Below are 20,264 nucleotides of genomic sequence, written 5' to 3'. Positions count from 1 at the left end.
AGTGTTGCGCTAAAGGCATGCGTCATGCCTGCCCGCGGGTCACGGCCAACCGTTGCTTCTGCGGATCTCCTCCCGACATTCCCGCCTCGTCTGGCCGGTCTGCTGCATGCACACTCGAATCGGCGATTCCTGCTCGATGGGCAGCGGCGGCTCAGTCGGTTCGGCCGTGGCGGTGACGGTCGGACTGGCCACCGTGCCCTCGGTCAGGGACCAGATGGTGGTGTTGGTGCCCTGCAGTGTCGAACAGTAGGCCCTTGCCCCGGTCTTGGTAGTGCCGGTGCTACCGAGTGGGGAACAGACGGCGCCGATGACGACTGGGGCCCGTGGGGGGGTAGTCGTCGGGGTGTCGGCGGCGCCGGTAGTCGTCGGCGTCGTCTGCTGGGTCGTGTTGGGCGTGGTGCTCGGAGGGGCAACCGAGGTAGTCGTGGCAGCCGATGTGGTGGTCCTGGTCTGCTCCGGCGGTGCGGCCGTCTCGTCGTCGGCGCGCTGGACCTCCCGCAGCGCTACCACGACGGCTATGAGCAGCAGTATCGCCAGCACCGCAGGGACGATGACGGCGGCTCGCCGCGGCGACCGCTTTGCTGGTGCAGCCACCGCGACGGGTTGGGACACCCGCGTGTCATCAGGATCACCCGCGCCGCCCAGACGATGGCCGAGTGCGCGCGCGAAGTCGACGCAGCGCTGGTAACGGTCCTTGGGGTCCTTCGCCAGCCCTTTGGCAAAGACCGGATCGAGCGCCGTCAGTCCGGGAAGTCGATCGCCGATCGCCGGGGGTGACGCGCTGAGATGCTGACTGATCACAACGGCGGGGTTGGAGTGTTGAAAGGGCGGGGAACCGGTCAGCAGATGAAAGGCCGTCGCGGCCAGTGCGTACTGGTCGGCTCGTCCATCGAGCTCGTTGCCCATCAGCTGTTCGGGAGCCGCATATGACACGGTGCCCACCGTCATATTCGTGGCGGTCAACCCACTCGGGTCGTCGACCCAGCCGGCGATCCCGAAGTCGGCCAACATGATTCGACGATCGGAGGAATCGGGATTGGCGATCAGGATATTGGCGGGTTTGACGTCGCGGTGCAGCAGCCTACGTTCGTGGGCGTAGTCAAGCGCTTCGGCCACCGCGGTGATGATCTCGGTGACCTCGGGACCGGGCATCCCGTTCGGATACCGATCCCTGAGTAACCGTACGGTGTCGGTGCCGTCGACGAAGTCCATGTCGATCCACAGTTGGCCGCCGAACTCGCCGCGGTCGTGGACGGCGACGATGTGCGGATGCCACAGGGACGCCGCGGCGTCAGCTTCGCGGTTGAAGCGTGCTCGGTACTCGGTGTCGGCTGACACCTCGGCGCGAAGGACCTTGAGCGCGTCTTGGCGGGGCAGCCTCGGATGCCGGGCCAGGTAGACCTCGCCCATCCCGCCGGATCCGAGCTGTCGGACGATCGTGAAGCCGGCGAACCTCGAACCTTCGGCGAGCGGCATGGCGGCATCGTAGCCCGCGTGGCCACCGGCTCGCCGGTCAGTCACCGTCGCTCACCGCGGCTGCAGCGTCTCCGCGCGACTGCCGGTGCTGGTCGGTAGCCCGCTCAGAGGCGACCGCGGTGGCGACGTCGCGCGGATATGTGCGCCGAGCCACCAACAAGATGAGGGCGCCAGCCACGTACATCGTCACCAGCATGATCAAGAAGGTCTGCGGTAGTCCGCTCGGCTCGTCTGCGAAGTGGCCAGGTCCGCGGCGTGGCGCCAGTTTGGCGGCGACATAGGCGAACACCAGCGGAGCAATGGCGGTGAAACCGGATCGCAGTGTGGTGCGAACCGCTTCGGCCCTGCCCCACAGCCGCGAGTGCATGATGTCGAGCCGACCCGCGTCCAGCGGCGGGTTTACCCCACCAAGGCCGATCGCGGCAAAAAATGCGAACGCAACAGCGACGACGAGGCTGTCGGTCAGCAACGCAGGGACAAAGAATGCGCCCGCGCCCAGAAACGCGGCGCCGGCGACGGTCATCCGGGCGCTGATGTAGCCCCGGCCGATCAGCGAGTCCGCAATCCGCCCAGCGCTCAGCGTCCCGATCAGCGCACCGACACCGATGATGGCGATTAACGATATGGCGAGCGCTTGGCTGATGCGGAAACGGCTCCGCAGCAGCGCCACCGCGAAGGTGCCAAGGCCGGTGTAGAAGAAGTATCCGAACGTCGAAGCGACGATCAATACAACGTTGGTTCGGATCGACAGGACGTAGCGCACCACCCACCACAACGATCGATGTTGGGGGCTCTCATGCAAGACCAGCTGTGGATGTGGCTCGGCATGTTGAGCGATCACCTTCCGTTCCGCGGCGCCGCGAGGCGGCCCGACCTGCTGGATCGCGCCGCGCTGGATGCCGCCTCCGCCGCGGGGCGGTTCGGGCACCATCCTGGCCACGGCTATCGTGAGCAGCAGTCCGGCCACAGCCAACCAGAAGAAGCTCAACCGCCACGTGATGGCGGCCAACCATCCCGACACCAGCACCCCCAATGCGGTGCAGATTCCCTCGCCGGCAAGTACAAACCCATAGATGCGCCCCCGCTCATGCTGACCGAAATAGTCGCCGATCAGCGAGGCAACAACCGGGCCGCCGACAGCGATCACGATGCCCAGTGCGACTCGGCTGGCCAGCAACCATCCATAACCGACGCTGAGGCCGCTCAATCCCATCGCCACCGACCAGATCAGGACGGTAATCCAAAGCACGCGGGTGCGGTTTACCCGGTCGGCGAGGGTCCCGGACACCAGCGTGGCGACGACCCCAATCCCGGTTGAGACCGTCACCAGCAGGCCGACCTGCATGTTGCTGATCCGGAACGCCTGCTTCAGCGCCACCGCAAGTGCGCCGATGGTGCCATTGCTGGCGCTTTCCAGGCCCACCACCACGGCTAGCACCGCGATAACCCGCACGCGGGCACTGCCGCCGACCGCTTTTCCTTGGTCAATAGGCCCAAGCGTAGCTAGGGCCGGCTGGGCCCGCGTCCAGCAACCGGAACTAAGCCAACAATTCGAACAACGACGGGTTGATGGTCACGTTGAGGTTGCCGGGACCCGCAATCGCCTCCGCGCCGTTGGTATAGGCGATGGCCAGGTCTACGACGCTGTTGCTGTTGCCGAACGCGGTGGCTAGAACGATTTCGTTGGCACCCGCACCGCCGGCCTCAGCCAAGACATTGCTGTTGCCGGTCCCGGCCACCGTCGCGACGACGGCGTTGTTTTCCACGCCGAACGCATTGGCTGCGACCCCGGAGTTGTCGCTACCAAACACGGCCGACACGATGCCGGTGTTTTCTACACCGTTGACGAGGGCTGAAACCCCGGTGTTGTTGCTGCCGAAAGCCGCGGCCGCGGTGCCGATATTGCCGACCCCGATCGAGCTGGCCCTCACGATGTTGTTGTCGCCGAACGCGATGGCGCCAGTGCCGACATTGACCGCACCGGTAGCGCTTGCGGTGGAGTTGTTGCCGCCGACCCCGGCAATGTTGAGCACACCGCCGGTGGCGGCGGCGTTGCTATTGCTGCCGAAGGCGAAGGCGATGTCGGCCAAGTCAGCATTGGCCGCACTGTTCGCGCCGGCCGCAATCGCCAGCCCACCGCCCGGCGACAGCTACCGCGCTACCCAGCGACCCCCGCCGGCTGCAACACGCACAGCCCAGTCCCCTTGCCCGTGTTGAAAACAGACACCCGTCGCCGCCTCCCGCCAATCAGGGCTTGGGCGACCACCTCGATTACAAACCGCGGCAGCAACAAAATATAGAGCACCTGGGGCACAATATCCGGGGTTTCCGCAATATTCATTTGCCAGCGGCCAACTATCACACAAGCACGCAGTACATATCTCCTGCTGGCTTGACCGCCCACTCCTGCGTTAGTGGCGGCGGACCAACTTCCAAGACCGCTCGTACGGCTGCACGAAGATATTCGCGCACGATGGGTTTGGCATATCGCGTGCTCCGCAAGGCAATCCACTTCGGGAGATCAAGAATGCAGGCTGACACGAGGTCGACCGCGGCCGCATCAGTACGCTTCCACAGATCCATCGTTAGCCGCGATATGATCTGCGCCAATTCATGATCCAGCGCGCATAGTTGCTCGCTGGCCTCAGGCGATATCGGCTTGGTCAAGGCTTCTTCGCGACGTACGGTGAACAGCACCGCCGCCGATTGCGGATATCGCTCGGGGTAGTGAATCGAAGCCTCCGCCGCCGCGAGCACCGCATCGAACGGGTCCTGTGCCTGGGCAACCAGACTCTTCAGCAGGGCCATAAAGCGGCACTCTGCACGAATCCACATGCGCCCTATCAGGCCTCCACGCGACCCGAAGGTCCGGTAGATCGCGCCATTGGAGAAGCCGGTGGCCTTGGTGAGGGCCCGTATTGTCAGTGCGTCCATCCCAGCCCCCGCGACAAGCGCTTCGACGGAGTCAATGACAAAGTCGGGATGTTGGAGACGAGGACTCAGCACAGCCTCATCGCTCCTTTCTAGATGGGTGCCATCGCCCACCTAGTGGCGATGAATTGTTGTTGGACTTCACCTCCCCGATTCCCTTCCCTCAGCTGCGAATCCTGCCCGCACGCTGGTAGGAAGGCATTGCTCAGAGATTAAATTTCCTGGTCACAGGCCTGACGGGTCGGCATCCCCGCGACCGCCGACGGGCACGACGGCGTTTTCCACTTGCCACTGCAGGCTGCAACGCGCTCGTGCGAACACGATGGCACTGCCGGTGGGTGCGTTGCCGGCATCCAGGCCAGCAGCGCCCAGCCTGTCCACAACGACGTCCAATTGGGATGCGCTCAGCGGCGGCGGTTTACCCGCATTCACAAGCGCATAGTGCAAGAAGGCGGCCTCCTCATGGCTGCCGAGCCGAAACAACAATCGCGTGACATAGCGCAGGGCGACCCATTGTTCGGTCACGTCGCCGAACCGGTCCCAATGGTCGAGGACCGCGATAAGCATCTGCGCCGCCGCTCGTGGATCTCCGTGCACGGCACGCGTCGCCGCGGCTCCCATCAGCGCAGTTCCGTACACCCAGAAGTTTTGCACTTCCGCGGCCAGTCGCGCCGCATCGTCGAATAGGGCCAACGCGCGATCGGGTTCGGACCTTCTCAGTAGATATCCAAGCGCAAAGTAGGCCAACGCCTGCGTCGTCGGGTTGGCGGTGCGGTCAGCCACCTCGACCGCCTCGCGCGCGGCCGATAAGGCGGTGTCTGGGTTTCCCAGCAGGGCTTGGCAGATCGCGAGTAGATACAGCGTCCACGCTAGGCGGATGGGGTCGGCGTCGGTTCGAGCGCGTTGCGCCTCGGCCTCCCAGTACGACCGAGCTCCCAGCGGGTCACCCTCAAACAGCGCAATGTCGGCCAGCACATCGGAGGGGTAAACCACCCGCGCAGTGCCGTGCAGCGGACGTCGGCCCCGCGCCAGGGCCGCCAACGATTTTGCGTGCGAAAAGTCTGCGTGATTCCACGCAACCCGGGCGGCGGCCCCGACTACGGTAGGAAACAGCGGATGCTCGGGATCGGCGACCGCGATAACTTGCTCGGCCAACTCGGCCTCCGCATAGCCCATGCGCCAGCCGAGGAACTCCGGCGTTGCCGCGCCCAGTCGCAGTGCCAGGTCCGTATCGTGCTGGTCCATCGCATAGACGAACGCGGCGCGCAGGTTGTCGTAGTCGGGCAGCACCCGCTCCACCCAGTCCCGCTCCTGCCGACTCTGCATGCCAGCCCCGGCGCGCTCGGCCAGTTCGGCGAAGTAGACGGCGTGCCGCATCGTGCATTCAGCGTCAATCCCGCTCTCCTGCAAGCGCTCACGCCCGAACGCGCGCAGTGTTTCCAGAACGCCGTAGCGTGTCCAATCGGTGACATCGCGGACGACCACCATCGACTTGTCCACTAGACCGGAAAGTAATGAAAGCGACTCATGCTCGGTGGTCCCGTCCGCACCGCATACCCGGTGGGCTGCTTCGAGGTCGAAGGTGCCGGCGAACAGGGAAAGTCGCGCGAAGAACGATTGCTCGGCTTCGGTTAGCATCCGGTACGACCAAGCGATTGTTGCGGTCAGGCTCTGTTGGCGGGGATGGACACCGCGCATCCCGCCGTCCAGTAGGCGCAGATCGTCCAACCGCCGCGCCACGTCGAGGGTGCTCATCACCCGCATCCGCGCCGCCGCCAGCTCCACGCCAAGAGGCAGACAATCGACCCGACGACAGATCTCAGCGACCACACCCGCCGGTTGGTCGTCGAGTGTGAAGTCCGGTCGACTCGCCCTGGCTCGATCGGCGAACAGTCGCACCGCGTCCTGTTCCGGCAGCGACGGGACGACGACGATTTGCTCACCCTCCACGCCGAGCGGCTGCCTACTGGTCGCCAGCACCGACACCCGCGGGCAGTTTTGCATGATCCGGGTCACCAACCTGGCAGCCGCTTCCAACACGTGTTCGCAGTTGTCGAGCAACAACAGCACCTCGTGAGCTCGCAGGTACTCGATCACCGATTCCTCGAGATCCAGGCCCTGCTGCCGCCACACCCGACCCGCCGCGGCAACGACTTGGCCCACGGCGTTGCCCTGCTCCAACGGCCCGAGTTCGCAGATCCACACTCCCTCACCGAAGCGCTGCTGCTCGCGGCGCGCGACTTCGGCAGCAAGCCGTGTCTTACCAACACCACCGACCCCGGTGAGCGTTACCAACGGGCCCGCGAGCAGCGCATCAGTGATCCGACCCAATTCGTGTTCGTGCCCGACAAAGCTGGTCGCGCGCCGTAATTGAGCCAGCTGTGGGCGATCGACGGTGAGCGAGTGCGCGAGCACCGCATCATCGACCGGCGCCGCAGCGGCGGTAGTCACTGGTGCCTCGGTCTCGCCGGTGAGAATCTGCTGGTGCACCTGGCGCAGCGCTGGGCCTGGATCGACGCCGAGCTCATTGACGAGGCGCTCGCGGATCCGGCGGTAGGTGTCCAGCGCATCGTGCTGCCGGCCGCTGCGGTACTGGGCCAGCATCAATTGCCCGGCTAGGCGTTCATTGAGCGGGTGAGCGGCGAACGCCGCAGACAACTCGACCAACAGCGCATCGTGTCTTCCGACGCGCAGTGCGACATCGTTGCGGTCCAGTTGCGCCGAAAACCGCTCCGCTTGCATGGCGGTGCGGACGTCGTTAATCCATGGGGTGTCCAACAGCACAAATGGCTCACCGGACCAGATCGCCAGTGCCCGGTCGAACAAGCCCGCGGCCACGTGTGGATCAACGCTCGCCCGAGCCTGCGAGATTACAGACCGGAACCGGTGCAGGTCCACCGAGAGCGGGTCGGCGGTAAGAACATAGCCACTCAGGTCACGCGAAATTGTCACCTCCTCGGCGTCGGCGAGCAGATCCCGCAGCCGACACACGTACACCGCAAGAGCATTTCGGGCACGATGCGGCGGCCGATCCGACCAAATCCGATCGACCAACTGATGCAGTGGGACGGGCCGGTTCACATCGACTAGAAGCGCGGCCAGGACGCACCGCTGGCGGGCCGGACCGATGTCCACTCTCCGCCCGTCGACTAGGACTCGGACGCCGCCGAACAACCGGAACTCGACCGTCAACCGACACCCTCTCTGCAACAGCGCCCGGCAAATGCGGCGTGTTGGGTACCGCTAAGCATACGACGAACCAGACGCCCCAGGGGGGCCGTATCAACCGCGCCAACGGCGGGGTCGCGAGCACGTCGCAGGTCAGATGCGGCGACTCGGCGGGCAGCGGCGACCGCGGCCTCACCGCCGGAGCGGTCACTGCCCCACACGCGACCCGCGAAGCCACGAACATCTGGCCCGGAATCCTTGCTCCGCTAAACTCTTCCAGCCCCGGCGGCTCCCTCGAACGTGGAGCGGTTGTCCCAACGCAAGCGCGAAATCCTTGCTCCGCAAGGCCTTTCCGATCGCTCTCGGCAGGCGCGTCTGCCCGAGGACAGCTACGCAATGGTGTGTGCACCGGAGGGGTTATTCCATGGCGTGAAACTCTGTCTGCGAGCGGAGCAAGACACGAATGTTGCTCCAAACATTCTGTTTTGCAACTACTTTTGCATCAACATCACTGAATTACGTTGCGTTCTAGTTAATTAGGATGCAATCGTAGCTGTATGGTGCGAGACTCCTTCAGCATCACCATATTTGGCTACTCAACCCAGCCGCTCTCCAAACACACAAAGGAAGGTGCAATGCAGCCACCACCCCTGCCCTCAACAAGACGCGAGTCACTCGCCACTACTAGTGAGGCGATCGACGACGCCGATGACCCGGTGGCTCCCCCACCAACACGCGTGCGCGACGCGAATCCGAAGCGCATCGTCCGCAGCAAATACCTCCGATCGGCGTCACTAGATCCCAACCAGCGCTACGCGCTGGTGGATCTTCTCTACGGTGTCTACAGCCAGACTTCCTACGGCTGCACGCGCGACGAGTTCGCGGCAGTGGTGTTCAGTGCCGGCGATGGCCGCTTCGTGTTCTTCTACGATGCGCACGACGAGTTCGCGGGCTTCTCTTACACCGCCTTCGAATACCTGCAACACGGGGGACGCAGGTACGCACTGATTAACGCGGGCGTGTTCTTCCGGCCGGGCTATCACGGCGGCACGCTCACCGGGCTCTTCGGGCTGCGGCAGGCCCTGCGGTTCAAGCTCCGTCACCCACGCACTCCGCTGGCCTATGTGACCCGCTGCTCATCGCCGGCGGTCTACCGCCTGCTCGCCACGGTGCCGCGGATCTATCCGAATCGCACGTTCGCGACGCCGGCCGACATCGACGCCCTGGCGCGCGCGGCCAGCGCTCGGCGACGCTACGTCCCGGTCGGCGAGAACCCGTGGATCGTGCGAACAGTCGCGATACCGCGCGATGCGTCGCAGCTGCGCTTCCTCGGCCACGACCCCGACGCGCGGTTCTTTACCGAACTCGCCCCGACGTACGCCGAGGGGGAAGCGCTGTTGATCTGGCTGCCCCTTGACCTGGCAAACATCGCCGGCGGATTCGTTGGCCTGCTGCGCAGGCGGTTGGCCCGATGAGCACGTTTACCACGAGAAGGCGACTGCGTGAACTCGCACGCCCCGTATTGGTCGCGGTGGTGGCCGGCGTGGCTTACGGCAGCTGGGCCGCATTGACCCACGGCCACTTGGGCGCGGAGGTGGCGCTGCGCGCGGGCTGTACGCAGGCAGCGCTGAGCATGCCGACGACGCTGGCGCTGGTCTTGGTATTGGAACGACTGTTCCGCTTGCCGTCCAAACCCATGCACGGTTTCTGGTTAGCCAGCGTGGGGACGCCGACGCTGGCGATCGTCTGGCTCGTCGTGGGCCACGCATTCACCGGCACACCGCACATCGTCGTGGCCATCGCGCCGTCGGTGATCGTGGGCACCGCGTTCAGTTTTGTCTACGCCCGCACCCTGCTGGCGCGCATCCGGCGAGGCAGCTGAATGTCGGCATGCTAGAAATGACCCGACGGTTGCTTCCGTATTTCGTGCCGGAAGCAGAACACGGGCACGAGGTGTGACATGGCCAAAAGCGGCCCGCCGGCCCCACCCGTCGAGCGGGTAGTTCTGCTCGACGAGCGCGGCGGTGCGGCAGGTGTCGCCGACAAAGCCACCGTGCACACTGCTGACACCCCCTTGCACCTCGCGTTTTCCAGTTATGTGTTCGATCCGCAGGATCGGCTGTTGATCACGCGGCGGGCCACCACAAAGCGGACCTGGCCAGGGGTGTGGAGCAACAGTTGTTGCGGGCACCCGCTGCCCGGCGAATCGCTACCCGACGCCATTCGCCGGCGGCTAGCCGCCGAACTCGGACTTACCGCCGATTTTGTGGATTTGATCCTGCCGGGGTTCCGCTATCGGGCCACCATGGCTGACGGCACCGTGGAGAACGAGATCTGCCCCGTGTACCGGGTCCAGGTTCACCAACAACCCCGACCGAACTCGGACGAGGTCGACGCGACCCGCTGGTTGCCCTGGGAACAATTCGCGCGCGACGTCACCGCCGGCGCAATCGCTCCGCTGTCACCTTGGTGCCGCTCACAGCTGGAGCAGCTGACCATGCTGGGACCACATCCGGCACGCTGGCCCGTTGCCGACGACTGCCGGCTGCCCAAAGCCGCACACCAGAAGCCGCCCACGACGGCCGAACGATAGAACCCTCGATTCATCGCACCCCACCCTGAAATGATGACCAAATGGTTGATAGGTGGGATTCAACAGTCGAGGTCGATAGTGACTCGATTGTCGGCTCGATCGCCAGCATCGACAGCGTTGCCGTCGCGGGGTCGGCAGCCACCGCGGGCAGCGTCGCGGTCGCCGGGTCGGCAGCCACCGCGGGTAGCGTCGCGGTCGCCGGGTCGGTCGCGACCGCGGGCAGCGTCGCGGTCGCCGGGTCGGTCGCGACCGCGGGAAGCGTCGGAGTGGTCGCCAGTCTGCTCACCGTCTTGTGCGTGGCTGCCCGAGAATGCGTGGCATGCCTGGCATGCATCGGGTGCATCAGGTGCGTGGCCTGCGTCGGCTGTGTGCGCTGCACCGACTGTGTGGGGTGTATCGGCTGCGTGAATTGTTCGGGACTACGAAATGTGGTCGGCGCCCGCAATCTTCGGGTTGAGTCGCCGCATGATTGATCATTGAGGTGCGGACCCGGTCATCCGAACTTGGGCTGGTTTTTCGGTTTAACGGCCACGTTTCGAGCTGCCCGTCCTACAGTGGATCCGTGAACGACCGAGTCGGTGTCCCACTCAACCGCAGGACATTCATGGGCGCCTCGGTCGCCCTGGGTGGCACAGTAGCCGCCGTCGCAACCGTTGCCGGATCTGACCGCACCGAGCACGACGGAAGCCACACCACCGTCGTACATGCCGAGATCAACGGCGAGCATCGAGAACTCGCCGTCGATAACCGCACATCCCTGCTGGACATGCTGCGAGAGCAAGCCGGATTGCCTGGAACGAAGCGGGGCTGCGACCACGGCGCGTGCGGTGCGTGCACGGTGCTGGTTGACGGTCGCCGGATCAACTCCTGCCTGACCCTCGCGGTCATGCACGACGGTGCGCACATCACCACCATCGAGGGCTTGGCCGACGACGGCGGGCTCCATCCGCTCCAACAGGCGTTCATTGCTGAGGACGCGTTCCAATGCGGCTACTGCACACCCGGCCAAATCATGTCCGCGGTGGGTTGTATAGCCGAAGGGCACACGGGCTCTGCGGCGGAAATACGAGAGTGGATGAGCGGCAACATCTGCCGTTGCGGGGCCTACACCAACATCGTCAACGCGGTCACGGCCGCAGCGCAGGCACGCTAGGTCCGTGTTCCCGTTCCGCTACGCCAAGGCCGCCGACGAGCAGTCGGCGTTGCGGGCGGGGGCGGCCGGTGCTCGCTACATCGCCGGTGGAACCACGCTGGTCGACCTGATGCGCGAAACGGTCGAACGCCCCGATTCCCTGGTCGATATCAACGCCCTCCCTTACAGCTCGATCGACGTGCAGGCGGGAAGGATCCGGGTGGGATCGCTGGTGCGGATGTCTGATCTCGCCGCTCATCCGGTCGTCCGGCAACAAGTTCCCGTGCTCAGTCAAGCCGTCGAGCTCAGTGCCTCCGCTCAGCTGCGCAACATGGCTTCGATCGGCGGCAATCTCCTGCAACGCCCGAGATGCCTGTATTTCCGCGACGTGTCGGCCGCATGCAACCGGCGTACCCCTGGTGCCGGTTGCGCGGCGGCCGAAGGACGCAACCGCACCAACGCGATACTTGGCACGAGCCAACACTGCAGCGCGACCCACCCATCAGACATCGCGGTTGCCCTGCTGGCGCTGGACGCCGTCGTGGAGACTCGGCAACCTTGCGGGGAACGGCGGATTCGAATTGCGGATCTATTCCGGCAACCGGGCGATACACCCGCGCGCGAGCACAATCTTCGCCCGGGCGAGCTGATCGTCAGCATTGAGGTGCCGGTCGGACGGGAGACCCGCCGGTCCGGCTATCTCAAGGTACGCGACCGCGAGTCCTACCAGTTCGCACTGGCCTCGGCGGCCGTCGCACTCGACATCGGCGCCGGCACGATTCGAAGCGCGAGGGTCGCCGTTGGCGGGGTGGCCACCGTGCCGTGGCGCTTGCCGGCCGTCGAAGCAGCGCTGCAGGGCCGACCACCCAACGCCGACGTCTTCCGCAGCGCAGCCGCACTTGCGGCTGACGGGGCAAAGCCTCTGCGTGAGAACGGTTTTAAGATCGACCTGCTCAATCGCACCGTCGAGAGACAGCTGGTCATCGTGGCGGCAATGCCGTGACTCGGCCATCACCCACCACCCAGATCGCTTCCGGCCAGCCGATTACCCGCGTCGATGGCCCGCTCAAGGTGACCGGGACAGCTCGATACGCTGCCGACAACCAAATTCCCGGCTTGCTGTACGCCGCGCTGGTCTGCAGCGCGGTGGCATGCGGCGACATCGACCGCGTGGACAGCCGTGCCGCATTGCGACATCGTGGCGTGCTCCGGGTACTAACCGACTTTGCCGGGGTGAAACTGCCTTTCGACACCCGCCAGGTTTCCTTCTTCGGCCAGCCAGTCGCCGTGGTGGTCGCCACCACCCTCGAGGCGGCGGCCCACGGGGCGGCCCTCGTCGATGTCCGCTGTTCAAGTCGACCGCCGTTGACGGATATCGATGCACCGCATGCCGTTATGCGATCCGGCCGCTACATTCACGATTACGCCCGCGGCGCCGCGGATCTGGCGATGCGCAGTGCGCCGGTGGTGACAGACCTCCAGTTCAGCATCGCCCGCAACGATCACAACCCCATGGAATTGCCTGCAACCATCGCCCAGTGGGATGGCGACCAGCTCGCGGTATGGGACAAGGTGCAGGACATCAGCTCGGCGCGGCAGTCCTACGCCACCGCATTCGACGTGCCCGAAGACCACGTTCGGCTGATCTCGCCGTTCGTCGGCGGTGCGTTCGGTAGTGCCAGCAAGACCTGGCCGCATCAACTGTTGACCGCGTTCGCCGCTCGCCGCATGCGACGACCCGTCAAGCTGGTGCTGACCCGCAAGCAGATGTACAGCGGAATCGGCTTTCGGCCTACCAGCCGGCAGCGCATGGCTATTGGCGCGAACCCATCCGGACGCCTCGACGCCATCATCCACGAGGGGCGCACGGAGACAGCCCGATACGGAACCTATGAAGAAGGCCTGGTCCGCAGTCCGCGTTTCGTTTATCGCGTCCCCAATATGCGTTCGACGTATCACGTTGTGCCGCTGGACATCAACCTTCCGTGGTTTATGAGGGGACCTGGTGCGGTCACCGGAACGTTTGCGCTCGAGTGCAGCATGGACGATCTGGCGCACCGGCTGGGCATCGATCCGATCGAGTTGCGTTTGCGCAACGAACCCGATATCGACCAGAGCAGCGGCCTGCCGTTTTCCACGAGACGACTCACCGATTGCCTCAGCCAGGGCGCAGCGGCCTTCGGGTGGAACCGGCGTAATCCCGCGCCTGGCGCTACCCGAGACGGCGATCACCTCGTCGGGATCGGGACGGCCGCGGCGGCGTATCACACGTATCGTAGTCAATGTAGGGTTGTTGCAAGGGTTTTAGCCGACGGCACTGCCGAGGTACAAAGCGGAACCAGCGACATGGGACCCGGAACATATACGTCGATGACACAGGTCGCCGCGGATGCCCTCGGACTGCCGCTTCCCCGGGTGCGATTCGCCCTCGGGGACAGCAAGTTTCCGCCGGCGCCGCCGCACTCCGCCTCCCGGACCATGGCCAGTGTGGGTTCTGCGGTGTTCACCGCCGGGAATATGCTGCGCGACAGGTTTATTCGCACCGCTGTTGTCGACCCGGGATCGCCGCTGAGCGGCCTGAATCCGCAGGATGTGGTCGTCACCGACGGTCGCATGATCGCCGGGGTCGGACCCGAGCGCGGCGAGTCGTATCAGGAACTATTGCGCCGGCGCGGCTGGTCCAAACTGGAGTCGGAACAGACCTGGGTGCCTGGCGACGTCGACAAACGATTCTCCATCTATGCCTACGGAGCCGTGTTCGCTGAAGTCGCGGTCGACCCACTACTTGCGACGGTGCGGATCCGCCGCATCTATGCGTGCTACGACGCGGGCCGAGTGATCAATCCCAAACTCGCGCACAGTCAAGCTATCGGCGGCATGGTTGGCGGGATCGGGATGGCGCTGCTGGAAGCGACCCTGCTGGATCACCGCGACGGCCGAATCGTCAACGCGAACATGTCGGATTATCTGGTCCCGGTCAATGCCGACGTCCCGGAATTGGACGCAACCTTCTTACCGGCTGCGGACCAGATCGCCGATCCGATCGGAGTCAAGGGGCTCGGCGAGTTGGTGATCGTCGCGGTGCCGGCCGCGATCGCCAACGCGGTGTTCAACGCCACCGGAAGGCGAGTCACCGACCTGCCGATAACCGTGGAAAAGTTGCTGTGACAGCTGTCGCGTTCACCTGCCGAAGCCCGCGTCGCGCAGCGCCTGAGCCATCGAACCCGCCACCGGCTTGGCTTCCCGGCGACCGGAGTTGTTGCGAGGAGCCGGCGCGCGATCGGAGCGCTTGCCCCGGGCGGGTTGCGGATTGTCGTTGAGGCGCAGGCTCAGCGCGATTCGCTGACGTTCAACGTCGACATCGAGGACTTTCACCCGCACCACCTGTCCGGACCGCACGATCTGGTGGGGGTCGGAAACGAACCGCTCGGCCATAGCCGAGACGTGCACAAGGCCGTCCTGATGCACGCCGACATCGACAAAGGCGCCGAACGCGGCCACATTGGTCACGACTCCCTCCAGGACCATGCCAACCTTGAGGTCTGCCACCTTCTCGACCCCGGCAGCGAACGTGGCCGTGGTGAACGCCGGCCGCGGGTCGCGTCCCGGCTTCTCGAGCTCGGCGAGGATGTCGGTCACGGTGGGGATACCGAATCGGTCGTCGGCGAAATCAGCGGGTCGGAGGGCTCGCAAAGATCGTTCATCACCGATAATTTCGGCCAGCGTGACACCCGAGCGGTCCAGGATGCGCCGGACAACGGGGTACGCCTCGGGGTGGACACCGGATGCGTCGAGGGGGTCGTCACCGCCGCGGATTCGAAGGAAGCCCGCACACTGCTCAAATGCCTTGGGGCCCAGGCGGGGGACGTCCAGCAGTGCGCGGCGGTTCCGGAACGGACCCGTCATATCACGATAGGAGACGATGGCCTCAGCCAAGGATTCTGAGATGCCGGACACTCGAGCCAGCAGAGGTACAGACGCCGTGTTCAGGTCGACGCCCACCGCATTCACCGCGTCCTCGACCACGGCGTCCAGGCTGCGAGCGAGAATCCCGGGTGTCACGTCATGCTGGTACTGGCCTACGCCGATCGACTTCGGCTCGATCTTCACCAATTCAGCCAGCGGATCTTGGAGCCGCCGAGCAATCGACACCGCCCCGCGCAGTGTCACGTCGAGACCGGGCAGTTCGTGTGCCGCGTACGCCGAGGCCGAGTACACCGATGCGCCGGCTTCACTCACCATGGCCTTTGCCGGTGCCGCCGCACCGGCGGCCCGGATATCGGCGATGAGTTCGGTGGCCAGGGCGTCCGTCTCGCGCGACGCCGTTCCGTTACCAATGGCAATCAGCTCGACGCCGTGCCGGGCGACGAGCGCAGCCAGGGTGGCTTTAGCCGAATCCCATTGTCGCTGAGGTTGATGCGGATAGATCGTGCACGCATCCAGCATCTTGCCGGTGCCGTCCACCACCGCCACTTTCACGCCCGTCCGGAAGCCGGGATCCAGGCCGATTGTGGTGCACGCTCCGGCCGGTGCCGCGAGCAAGAGATCCTTGAGGTTCCTGGCGAATACCGCGACGGCCTCCTCCTCCGCGCGTTGTCGCAGCCGAACGCGAGCATCGACCGCCGCGGAGAACATCAGTCTGGTGCGCCACGCGAAGCTCACCGTGGTTGCCAGCCACGGCGTCGCCGCGGCAGTTGACGACAGATCGATACCAAGCGCCCGACCGATCATGGCTTGGTACGCGTCATCAGCGCCGCCGTCGTAGGTGAGGGCAAGGACCTTCTCCTTCTCCCCGCGCATTACGGCAAGCACTCGATGGGACGGCAAGGTCTGCAGCGACTCGGAGAACTCGAAGTAGTCGCGAAACTTCTGTGCTTCAGCACTTTTCGCGGCATCTTCGGAGCACGGCACCGTCCTTAGCGCGCCCTCTGTCCAGAACCTCTCTCGAATTGCGCCGACAAGCTCGGCGTCCTCGGCGGCACGTTCCACCAGAATGTGTCGTGCCCCCTCCAATGCGGCGGCGGCATCGGCAACGTCGTCGCGGACGAACGCCGCGGCCGCAGCATCGGGGACGAGCGTCGGATCGGCCAGGAGCAGGTCGGCCAGGGGCTGAAGGCCGGCTTCGCGGGCGATCTGCGCCTTGGTCCGGCGCTTGGGTTTGTAGGGCAGATAGATATCCTCGATCCGCGCCTTGGTGTCGGCGGCGACCAGTGCTGCCCGCAACTCATCGGTGAGCTTGCCCTGCTCCCCGATCGACGTGAGCACCGCGGCTCGGCGTTCGTCGAGCTCGCGCAGATACCGCAGCCGTTCCTCAAGGGCCCGGAGCTGCCCGTCGTCGAGGCTTCCGGTGGCCTCCTTACGGTAGCGGGCGATGAACGGCACCGTTGCGCCTTCATCGAGCAGTCGGACCGCGGCGAGCACCTGGGTCTCCCCCACAGCGAGTTCCTCAGCGAGACGGGCAGTTACGGATCTGACGGTGGCGCGTGGATTCACGGCCAGGACCCTACCGAACGCCACGACAGCGCTGAGAGCGGCCGGGCGTTACCCGATCAGCCGGGAAAGCCAGCTCGGATCCTGATAGTTCACGACACCGCTGCCGTCCCACACGAACGGCGTGCCACTGGCATTGAAGCCGGCCAGCGTCTCGCTCGCGTTTGCTGCCTTCGTTTGGGCGGTGCCCAGGTCAGCTCCCGATCTAATGCAGCTGATCGCGGTGGCCTCCGCGCCGACGGTTTGCGCAAGATTGGCCAGTTCGGCATCGGTGCGATCGGATGCGGCGTTCTCTTGCGGCTGAAAGTCACTGCCGAACAGAGCGGAGTAGAAGCTGGCGTAGAGCCTTGGATCGTTCTGCCCGGCGACACAGTACGAGGCGGCCACCGCCCGAGTGGAGTAATTCTTGCTGTGCGACTGGTCGTCGAGGAAGTTGAGCAGGTGATAGCGCACCGCGAGCTTCTTTTCGGTTACCGCGGTTTCAATATCGGTCGCATACGACCTGACGAAGCTGCCGCAAGGCGGGCAGATGGGTTCGTTGAAAATGTCGATCTTCGTCGGTGCCAGCGAGCTACCCACATACACACCGTCGTTGAGGACCCGGAGCTCGACCGCATCTGCGGGCGGCGCTGGCGGCGGCGGCGACGACGCGGGCCCGGATGACCGCCACGGATGGGCAACCACGACGCCCAGGCCGCCCGCGAGCGCCAGCACAACGGCAACGGCAACGCCAACAAACAGCCAGGGCTTACGACTGGCGGGCTGGGGAATCGGTTGACTCCACAGCGGTGCCCCGCCGCTGCCCGCGCTCCCGCCCCAGCCAGGAGCGCCAGCCCATGCTGTCGGCTGCGATACAGGCCCGCCCCGAGCAACCGGAGACGCTGGGGTGGTCGGGGCCGGCCACCCCGCGCCCGGCGGCACCGGGGTAAACCCGCTGGCCGGGTGACCGGAAAAGCCCGCCGGCAGCTTGGCCACCTGGCTGCGCCGCAAGATGTCGGTGGCCCGATCCTGATCGGGTGTGGCCAGCGCCGCGTAGCCGGCCGCGGACAGATCCCCGCAGCTGGCGTAGCGGTCTTCGGGATTCTTGGCCATGCCACGGGCGATCACCGCATCGAACGCGACCGGAATATCCGGCCGCACGGCGCTGGGCCGCGGGATCGCCTGGTTGATGTGTGCGCCCATCACGCTGAGCTGATCACCCTGGTAGGGCGGCGATCCGGTTAGGCACTCATACAACACGCAGGCCAATGCATAGATGTCGGCCCGATAGGTTGCCTCGGACTCGCTGAACCGCTCCGGGGCCATGTAGTAGAGGGTGCCCACCGTGTTGCCGAGCTGTGTCAACTTTTCGTCGGTGGTGGCGCTGGCGATCCCAAAATCGACGAGATAGGCGAAGTCATCCGTACTGACCAGGATGTTCTCCGGTTTGACGTCGCGATGCGTTACCCCGGCAGCGTGCGCGGCGTCGAGCGCCGAGCCAATCTGGCGCACGATCGCCACCGCCCGCGGCGGGGCAAGCGGCCCACGGCGACCCAATATTGCGGCCAGGTCCACGCCGTCGATCAGGCGCATGTCCACATAGAGCTGCCCGTCGATTTCACCGAAGTCGTGGATCGGCACGACGTGCGGTTCTTGCAGGCGCCCCGCGGTGCGAGCCTCGCGCTGCATACGCGTGCGGAAGACCGGATCGCTGGAGAGGGTCTCGGACATCAGCTTCAGCGCCACGATCCGCTCCCGCACCGTGTCCTCAGCCTCATAGACGTCGCCCATGCCGCCGCGACCCACCAGCCGCCGCAACCGATACGGCCCGAACTGCGTACCCTCCCGCGATTCCGCGGTCTCACTCATCGCCCGACTCCTCACCCCGCCAACCGCGCGCAGCAACCGACTAGAAGGATCTTCGCGCCCCGGCCTTTGCCTGCGCCGGACACCAGTACGCGGTGGCGTGCCAGGCATAAGGCTAATGGTTTGGGCAGCCGTGGGGTGCAGGGACTAGAGATAACCCGATCCGCGAGGCGGCGAAGTCTATTCGCTCTCGACCCGCACGTCGGTCAGCTGAATCGACACCAGGGTCGGGAAGGGCAGCGTGCGATTGCCCGGACCTATCGGGTGGACCCAGCGACGAGTTGGGAACACCAACCCGTCGGTGTGCACGGGGTCGGCGCAATAGTGAGCGGCCCGTGCCCAGCGGCCAACAACCTCCGGGACATAGTCGTGCCGGCGTAGGTGACCACTGTCATCGAAGTAGAAGGTCTGGCGGGGCGAGTGGGTGTCGATATGCGGCGGGAAGTTCACGTTCAAGCGCCGCCACGTCTGTCCGTCCTCTTGCCACTCATCCGCCTCGTCGACCTCGACGTCCTCGCGGGTCAGCAGGTACGGCGTGGTGAGGTAATTCCACATGGCATAGCCGGCGAAGTAGACGGTGTCCAGCGGGTCCCACCGGATGTTTCGGCGCAGGCCCGAGCGGCCGAAGAACGCCGCCCGCTGGTTCCCGCGCGAGCCGATGACCTCGCCCTCGTGACTCTCGATCCGCACCTGCCCGCTCTCGAAAACCCCGCGCTGGCCGTCACGCGGAAACGGGTCCAGGACCGTGCGGGCCCGCTGGACCTGAACCGTGATGCGGTAGTCCGCCAAGGGATTGCCCGGCACCCGAGTTCGAAGCAACAGCCCTCCCGTGCGCACCCGCGCATGGACCGCTGCGGCAGCCCGCCATCGCGCCAGGCCCCCGTGAGCATCCAGCACCTGGTCCAGCAGGGCGCTCATCGCTCACACTTCCCTCGCCGCGCATGGTGATTGGACATGGGTCGTGATTCTCCCGCAGCACCGGGCGATATCAGCGCGGGGGCGGCGGATCGCGGCCAGCTCGCTGCGCACAGCCGTTGTGGACCTACGCTGGAGGCCATGGCCACTGAGTCCACCATGCTCGCCCTCGGTACCCCCGCGCCGGGTTTCACTCTGCCCGAGCCAGCCACCGGCGTCACGGTCAGCCTCGACGAGCTCACCGGCCCCGCCCTGGTTGTCACCTTCATCTGCAATCACTGCCCGTACGTCCAGCACGTCGCCGCCGGGCTGGCCGCGCTCGGTCGCGACCTCGCCGACCGAGGCGTCCCGATGGTCGCCATCTCCAGCAACGACGTCGTCACCTACCCCCAGGACGGACCCGATCAGATGGTTGCCGAGGCCCGCCGCCACGGCTGGACATTTCCGTACCTTTACGACGAGACGCAGGACGTGGCCCGCGCGTTTTCCGCAGCCTGCACACCCGACACGTTCGTCTTCGACGGCGATCGTCGCCTCGTCTACCGCGGCCAGCTTGACGACTCCCGCCCCCGCAACGACCTACCGGTGACGGGAGCTGACGTTCAGGCGGCGGTCGAAGCCGTGCTCGCCGGGCGGCCGGTAAACCCCGACCAGCGGCCGTCGATCGGGTGCAGCATCAAGTGGCGTTGAGCGCGGCTCACGCCGAGCGCGCGC

At 65.5% G+C, this 20,264-nt stretch carries 16 protein-coding genes; 8 read left to right on the top strand and 8 right to left on the bottom strand.

The genetic code is table 11. The features are described 5' to 3' along the window. Positions 1-39: 39 nt before the first annotated feature. The 5 genes from AADZ55_RS11325 to AADZ55_RS11305 all read right to left on the bottom strand — a co-directional run bounded on the left by AADZ55_RS11325 (position 40) and on the right by AADZ55_RS11305 (position 7,599). A complete protein-coding gene (locus AADZ55_RS11325) occupies positions 40-1,476 on the bottom strand; it encodes a serine/threonine-protein kinase (protein WP_085325956.1) in 1,437 nt (478 codons plus the stop codon). Positions 1,477-1,513: 37 nt separating this feature from the next. Further along, positions 1,514-2,929, bottom strand: coding sequence for an MFS transporter (locus tag AADZ55_RS11320; protein WP_085325899.1), 1,416 nt, complete (start codon positions 2,927-2,929; stop codon positions 1,514-1,516). An 85-nt stretch (positions 2,930-3,014) separates the two neighbouring features. Then, the gene (locus AADZ55_RS11315) at positions 3,015-3,566 is read right to left on the bottom strand and encodes a hypothetical protein (protein WP_085325897.1); all 552 of its coding nucleotides are present in this window, start codon (positions 3,564-3,566) and stop codon (positions 3,015-3,017) included. A gap of 268 nt (positions 3,567-3,834) precedes the next feature. Then, on the bottom strand, positions 3,835-4,482 hold the full coding sequence (locus tag AADZ55_RS11310; RefSeq protein ID WP_278248619.1) for a TetR/AcrR family transcriptional regulator: 648 nt from the start codon (positions 4,480-4,482) through the stop codon (positions 3,835-3,837). Positions 4,483-4,632: 150 nt separating this feature from the next. Beyond that, a complete protein-coding gene (locus AADZ55_RS11305; protein ID WP_085325892.1) occupies positions 4,633-7,599 on the bottom strand; it encodes an AfsR/SARP family transcriptional regulator in 2,967 nt (988 codons plus the stop codon). 611 nt (positions 7,600-8,210) lie between these two features. On the opposite strand from AADZ55_RS11305, the gene AADZ55_RS11300 reads away from it, so the two are divergent. From AADZ55_RS11300 to AADZ55_RS11270, 7 genes are all read left to right on the top strand, one after another. Continuing rightward, the gene (locus AADZ55_RS11300; RefSeq protein WP_133056435.1) at positions 8,211-9,050 is read left to right on the top strand and encodes a hypothetical protein; all 840 of its coding nucleotides are present in this window, start codon (positions 8,211-8,213) and stop codon (positions 9,048-9,050) included. Then, entirely contained in the window at positions 9,047-9,457 is a 411-nt protein-coding gene (locus tag AADZ55_RS11295; RefSeq protein WP_085325888.1) for a hypothetical protein, read from the top strand. Before AADZ55_RS11300 ends, AADZ55_RS11295 begins: the two co-directional genes overlap by 4 nt. 78 nt (positions 9,458-9,535) lie before the next feature. Then, complete coding sequence (idi, locus tag AADZ55_RS11290) at positions 9,536-10,168, top strand: isopentenyl-diphosphate Delta-isomerase (RefSeq protein ID WP_085325886.1); 633 nt, start codon at positions 9,536-9,538, stop codon at positions 10,166-10,168. Positions 10,169-10,209: 41 nt separating this feature from the next. Then, entirely contained in the window at positions 10,210-10,641 is a 432-nt protein-coding gene (locus AADZ55_RS11285; protein ID WP_085325884.1) for a hypothetical protein, read from the top strand. An 89-nt stretch (positions 10,642-10,730) separates the two neighbouring features. Next, positions 10,731-11,321, top strand: a complete 591-nt coding sequence (locus AADZ55_RS11280) for a (2Fe-2S)-binding protein (protein WP_242670189.1) — start codon at positions 10,731-10,733, stop codon at positions 11,319-11,321. A gap of 4 nt (positions 11,322-11,325) precedes the next feature. Next, complete coding sequence (locus tag AADZ55_RS11275) at positions 11,326-12,303, top strand: FAD binding domain-containing protein (RefSeq protein WP_085325882.1); 978 nt, start codon at positions 11,326-11,328, stop codon at positions 12,301-12,303. Then, positions 12,300-14,468 (top strand): xanthine dehydrogenase family protein molybdopterin-binding subunit, encoded by a 2,169-nt coding sequence (locus AADZ55_RS11270; protein WP_085325881.1) that lies wholly within the window; start codon positions 12,300-12,302, stop codon positions 14,466-14,468. Before AADZ55_RS11275 ends, AADZ55_RS11270 begins: the two co-directional genes overlap by 4 nt. Before the next feature lie 12 nt (positions 14,469-14,480). Here the strand turns inward: AADZ55_RS11270 and AADZ55_RS11265 are convergent, their stop codons facing one another. The 3 genes from AADZ55_RS11265 to AADZ55_RS11255 all read right to left on the bottom strand — a co-directional run bounded on the left by AADZ55_RS11265 (position 14,481) and on the right by AADZ55_RS11255 (position 19,553). Beyond that, the gene (locus AADZ55_RS11265) at positions 14,481-16,793 is read right to left on the bottom strand and encodes a Tex family protein (protein WP_085325952.1); all 2,313 of its coding nucleotides are present in this window, start codon (positions 16,791-16,793) and stop codon (positions 14,481-14,483) included. A 48-nt stretch (positions 16,794-16,841) separates the two neighbouring features. Continuing rightward, entirely contained in the window at positions 16,842-18,638 is a 1,797-nt protein-coding gene (locus tag AADZ55_RS11260) for a serine/threonine protein kinase PknE (RefSeq protein ID WP_085325880.1), read from the bottom strand. 177 nt (positions 18,639-18,815) lie between these two features. Then, positions 18,816-19,553: a hypothetical protein gene (locus tag AADZ55_RS11255; protein WP_085325878.1), complete on the bottom strand. Its 738-nt coding sequence runs from the start codon at positions 19,551-19,553 to the stop codon at positions 18,816-18,818. A 138-nt stretch (positions 19,554-19,691) separates the two neighbouring features. On the opposite strand from AADZ55_RS11255, the gene AADZ55_RS11250 reads away from it, so the two are divergent. After that, on the top strand, positions 19,692-20,240 hold the full coding sequence (locus AADZ55_RS11250) for a thioredoxin family protein (protein ID WP_085325950.1): 549 nt from the start codon (positions 19,692-19,694) through the stop codon (positions 20,238-20,240). Positions 20,241-20,264: the final 24 nt, after the last annotated feature.

Origin of the sequence: Mycobacterium decipiens, assembly GCF_963853665.1 — a bacterium.
Classification (GTDB): Bacteria; Actinomycetota; Actinomycetes; order Mycobacteriales; family Mycobacteriaceae; genus Mycobacterium; species Mycobacterium decipiens.
Note: the sequence above shows the minus strand (reverse complement) of the source record. Positions and strands in the feature narration are given on the sequence as shown.

Coding starts and splice junctions, on each gene's coding strand:
- AADZ55_RS11255 (WP_085325878.1), bottom strand. CDS start 19,553: ATGAGCGCCCTGCTGGACCAGGTGCTGGATGCTCACGGGGGCCTGGCG.
- AADZ55_RS11300 (WP_133056435.1), top strand. CDS start 8,211: ATGCAGCCACCACCCCTGCCCTCAACAAGACGCGAGTCACTCGCCACT.
- AADZ55_RS11250 (WP_085325950.1), top strand. CDS start 19,692: ATGGCCACTGAGTCCACCATGCTCGCCCTCGGTACCCCCGCGCCGGGT.
- AADZ55_RS11295 (WP_085325888.1), top strand. CDS start 9,047: ATGAGCACGTTTACCACGAGAAGGCGACTGCGTGAACTCGCACGCCCC.
- AADZ55_RS11325 (WP_085325956.1), bottom strand. CDS start 1,476: ATGCCGCTCGCCGAAGGTTCGAGGTTCGCCGGCTTCACGATCGTCCGA.
- idi (WP_085325886.1), top strand. CDS start 9,536: ATGGCCAAAAGCGGCCCGCCGGCCCCACCCGTCGAGCGGGTAGTTCTG.
- AADZ55_RS11285 (WP_085325884.1), top strand. CDS start 10,210: ATGGTTGATAGGTGGGATTCAACAGTCGAGGTCGATAGTGACTCGATT.
- AADZ55_RS11260 (WP_085325880.1), bottom strand. CDS start 18,638: ATGAGTGAGACCGCGGAATCGCGGGAGGGTACGCAGTTCGGGCCGTAT.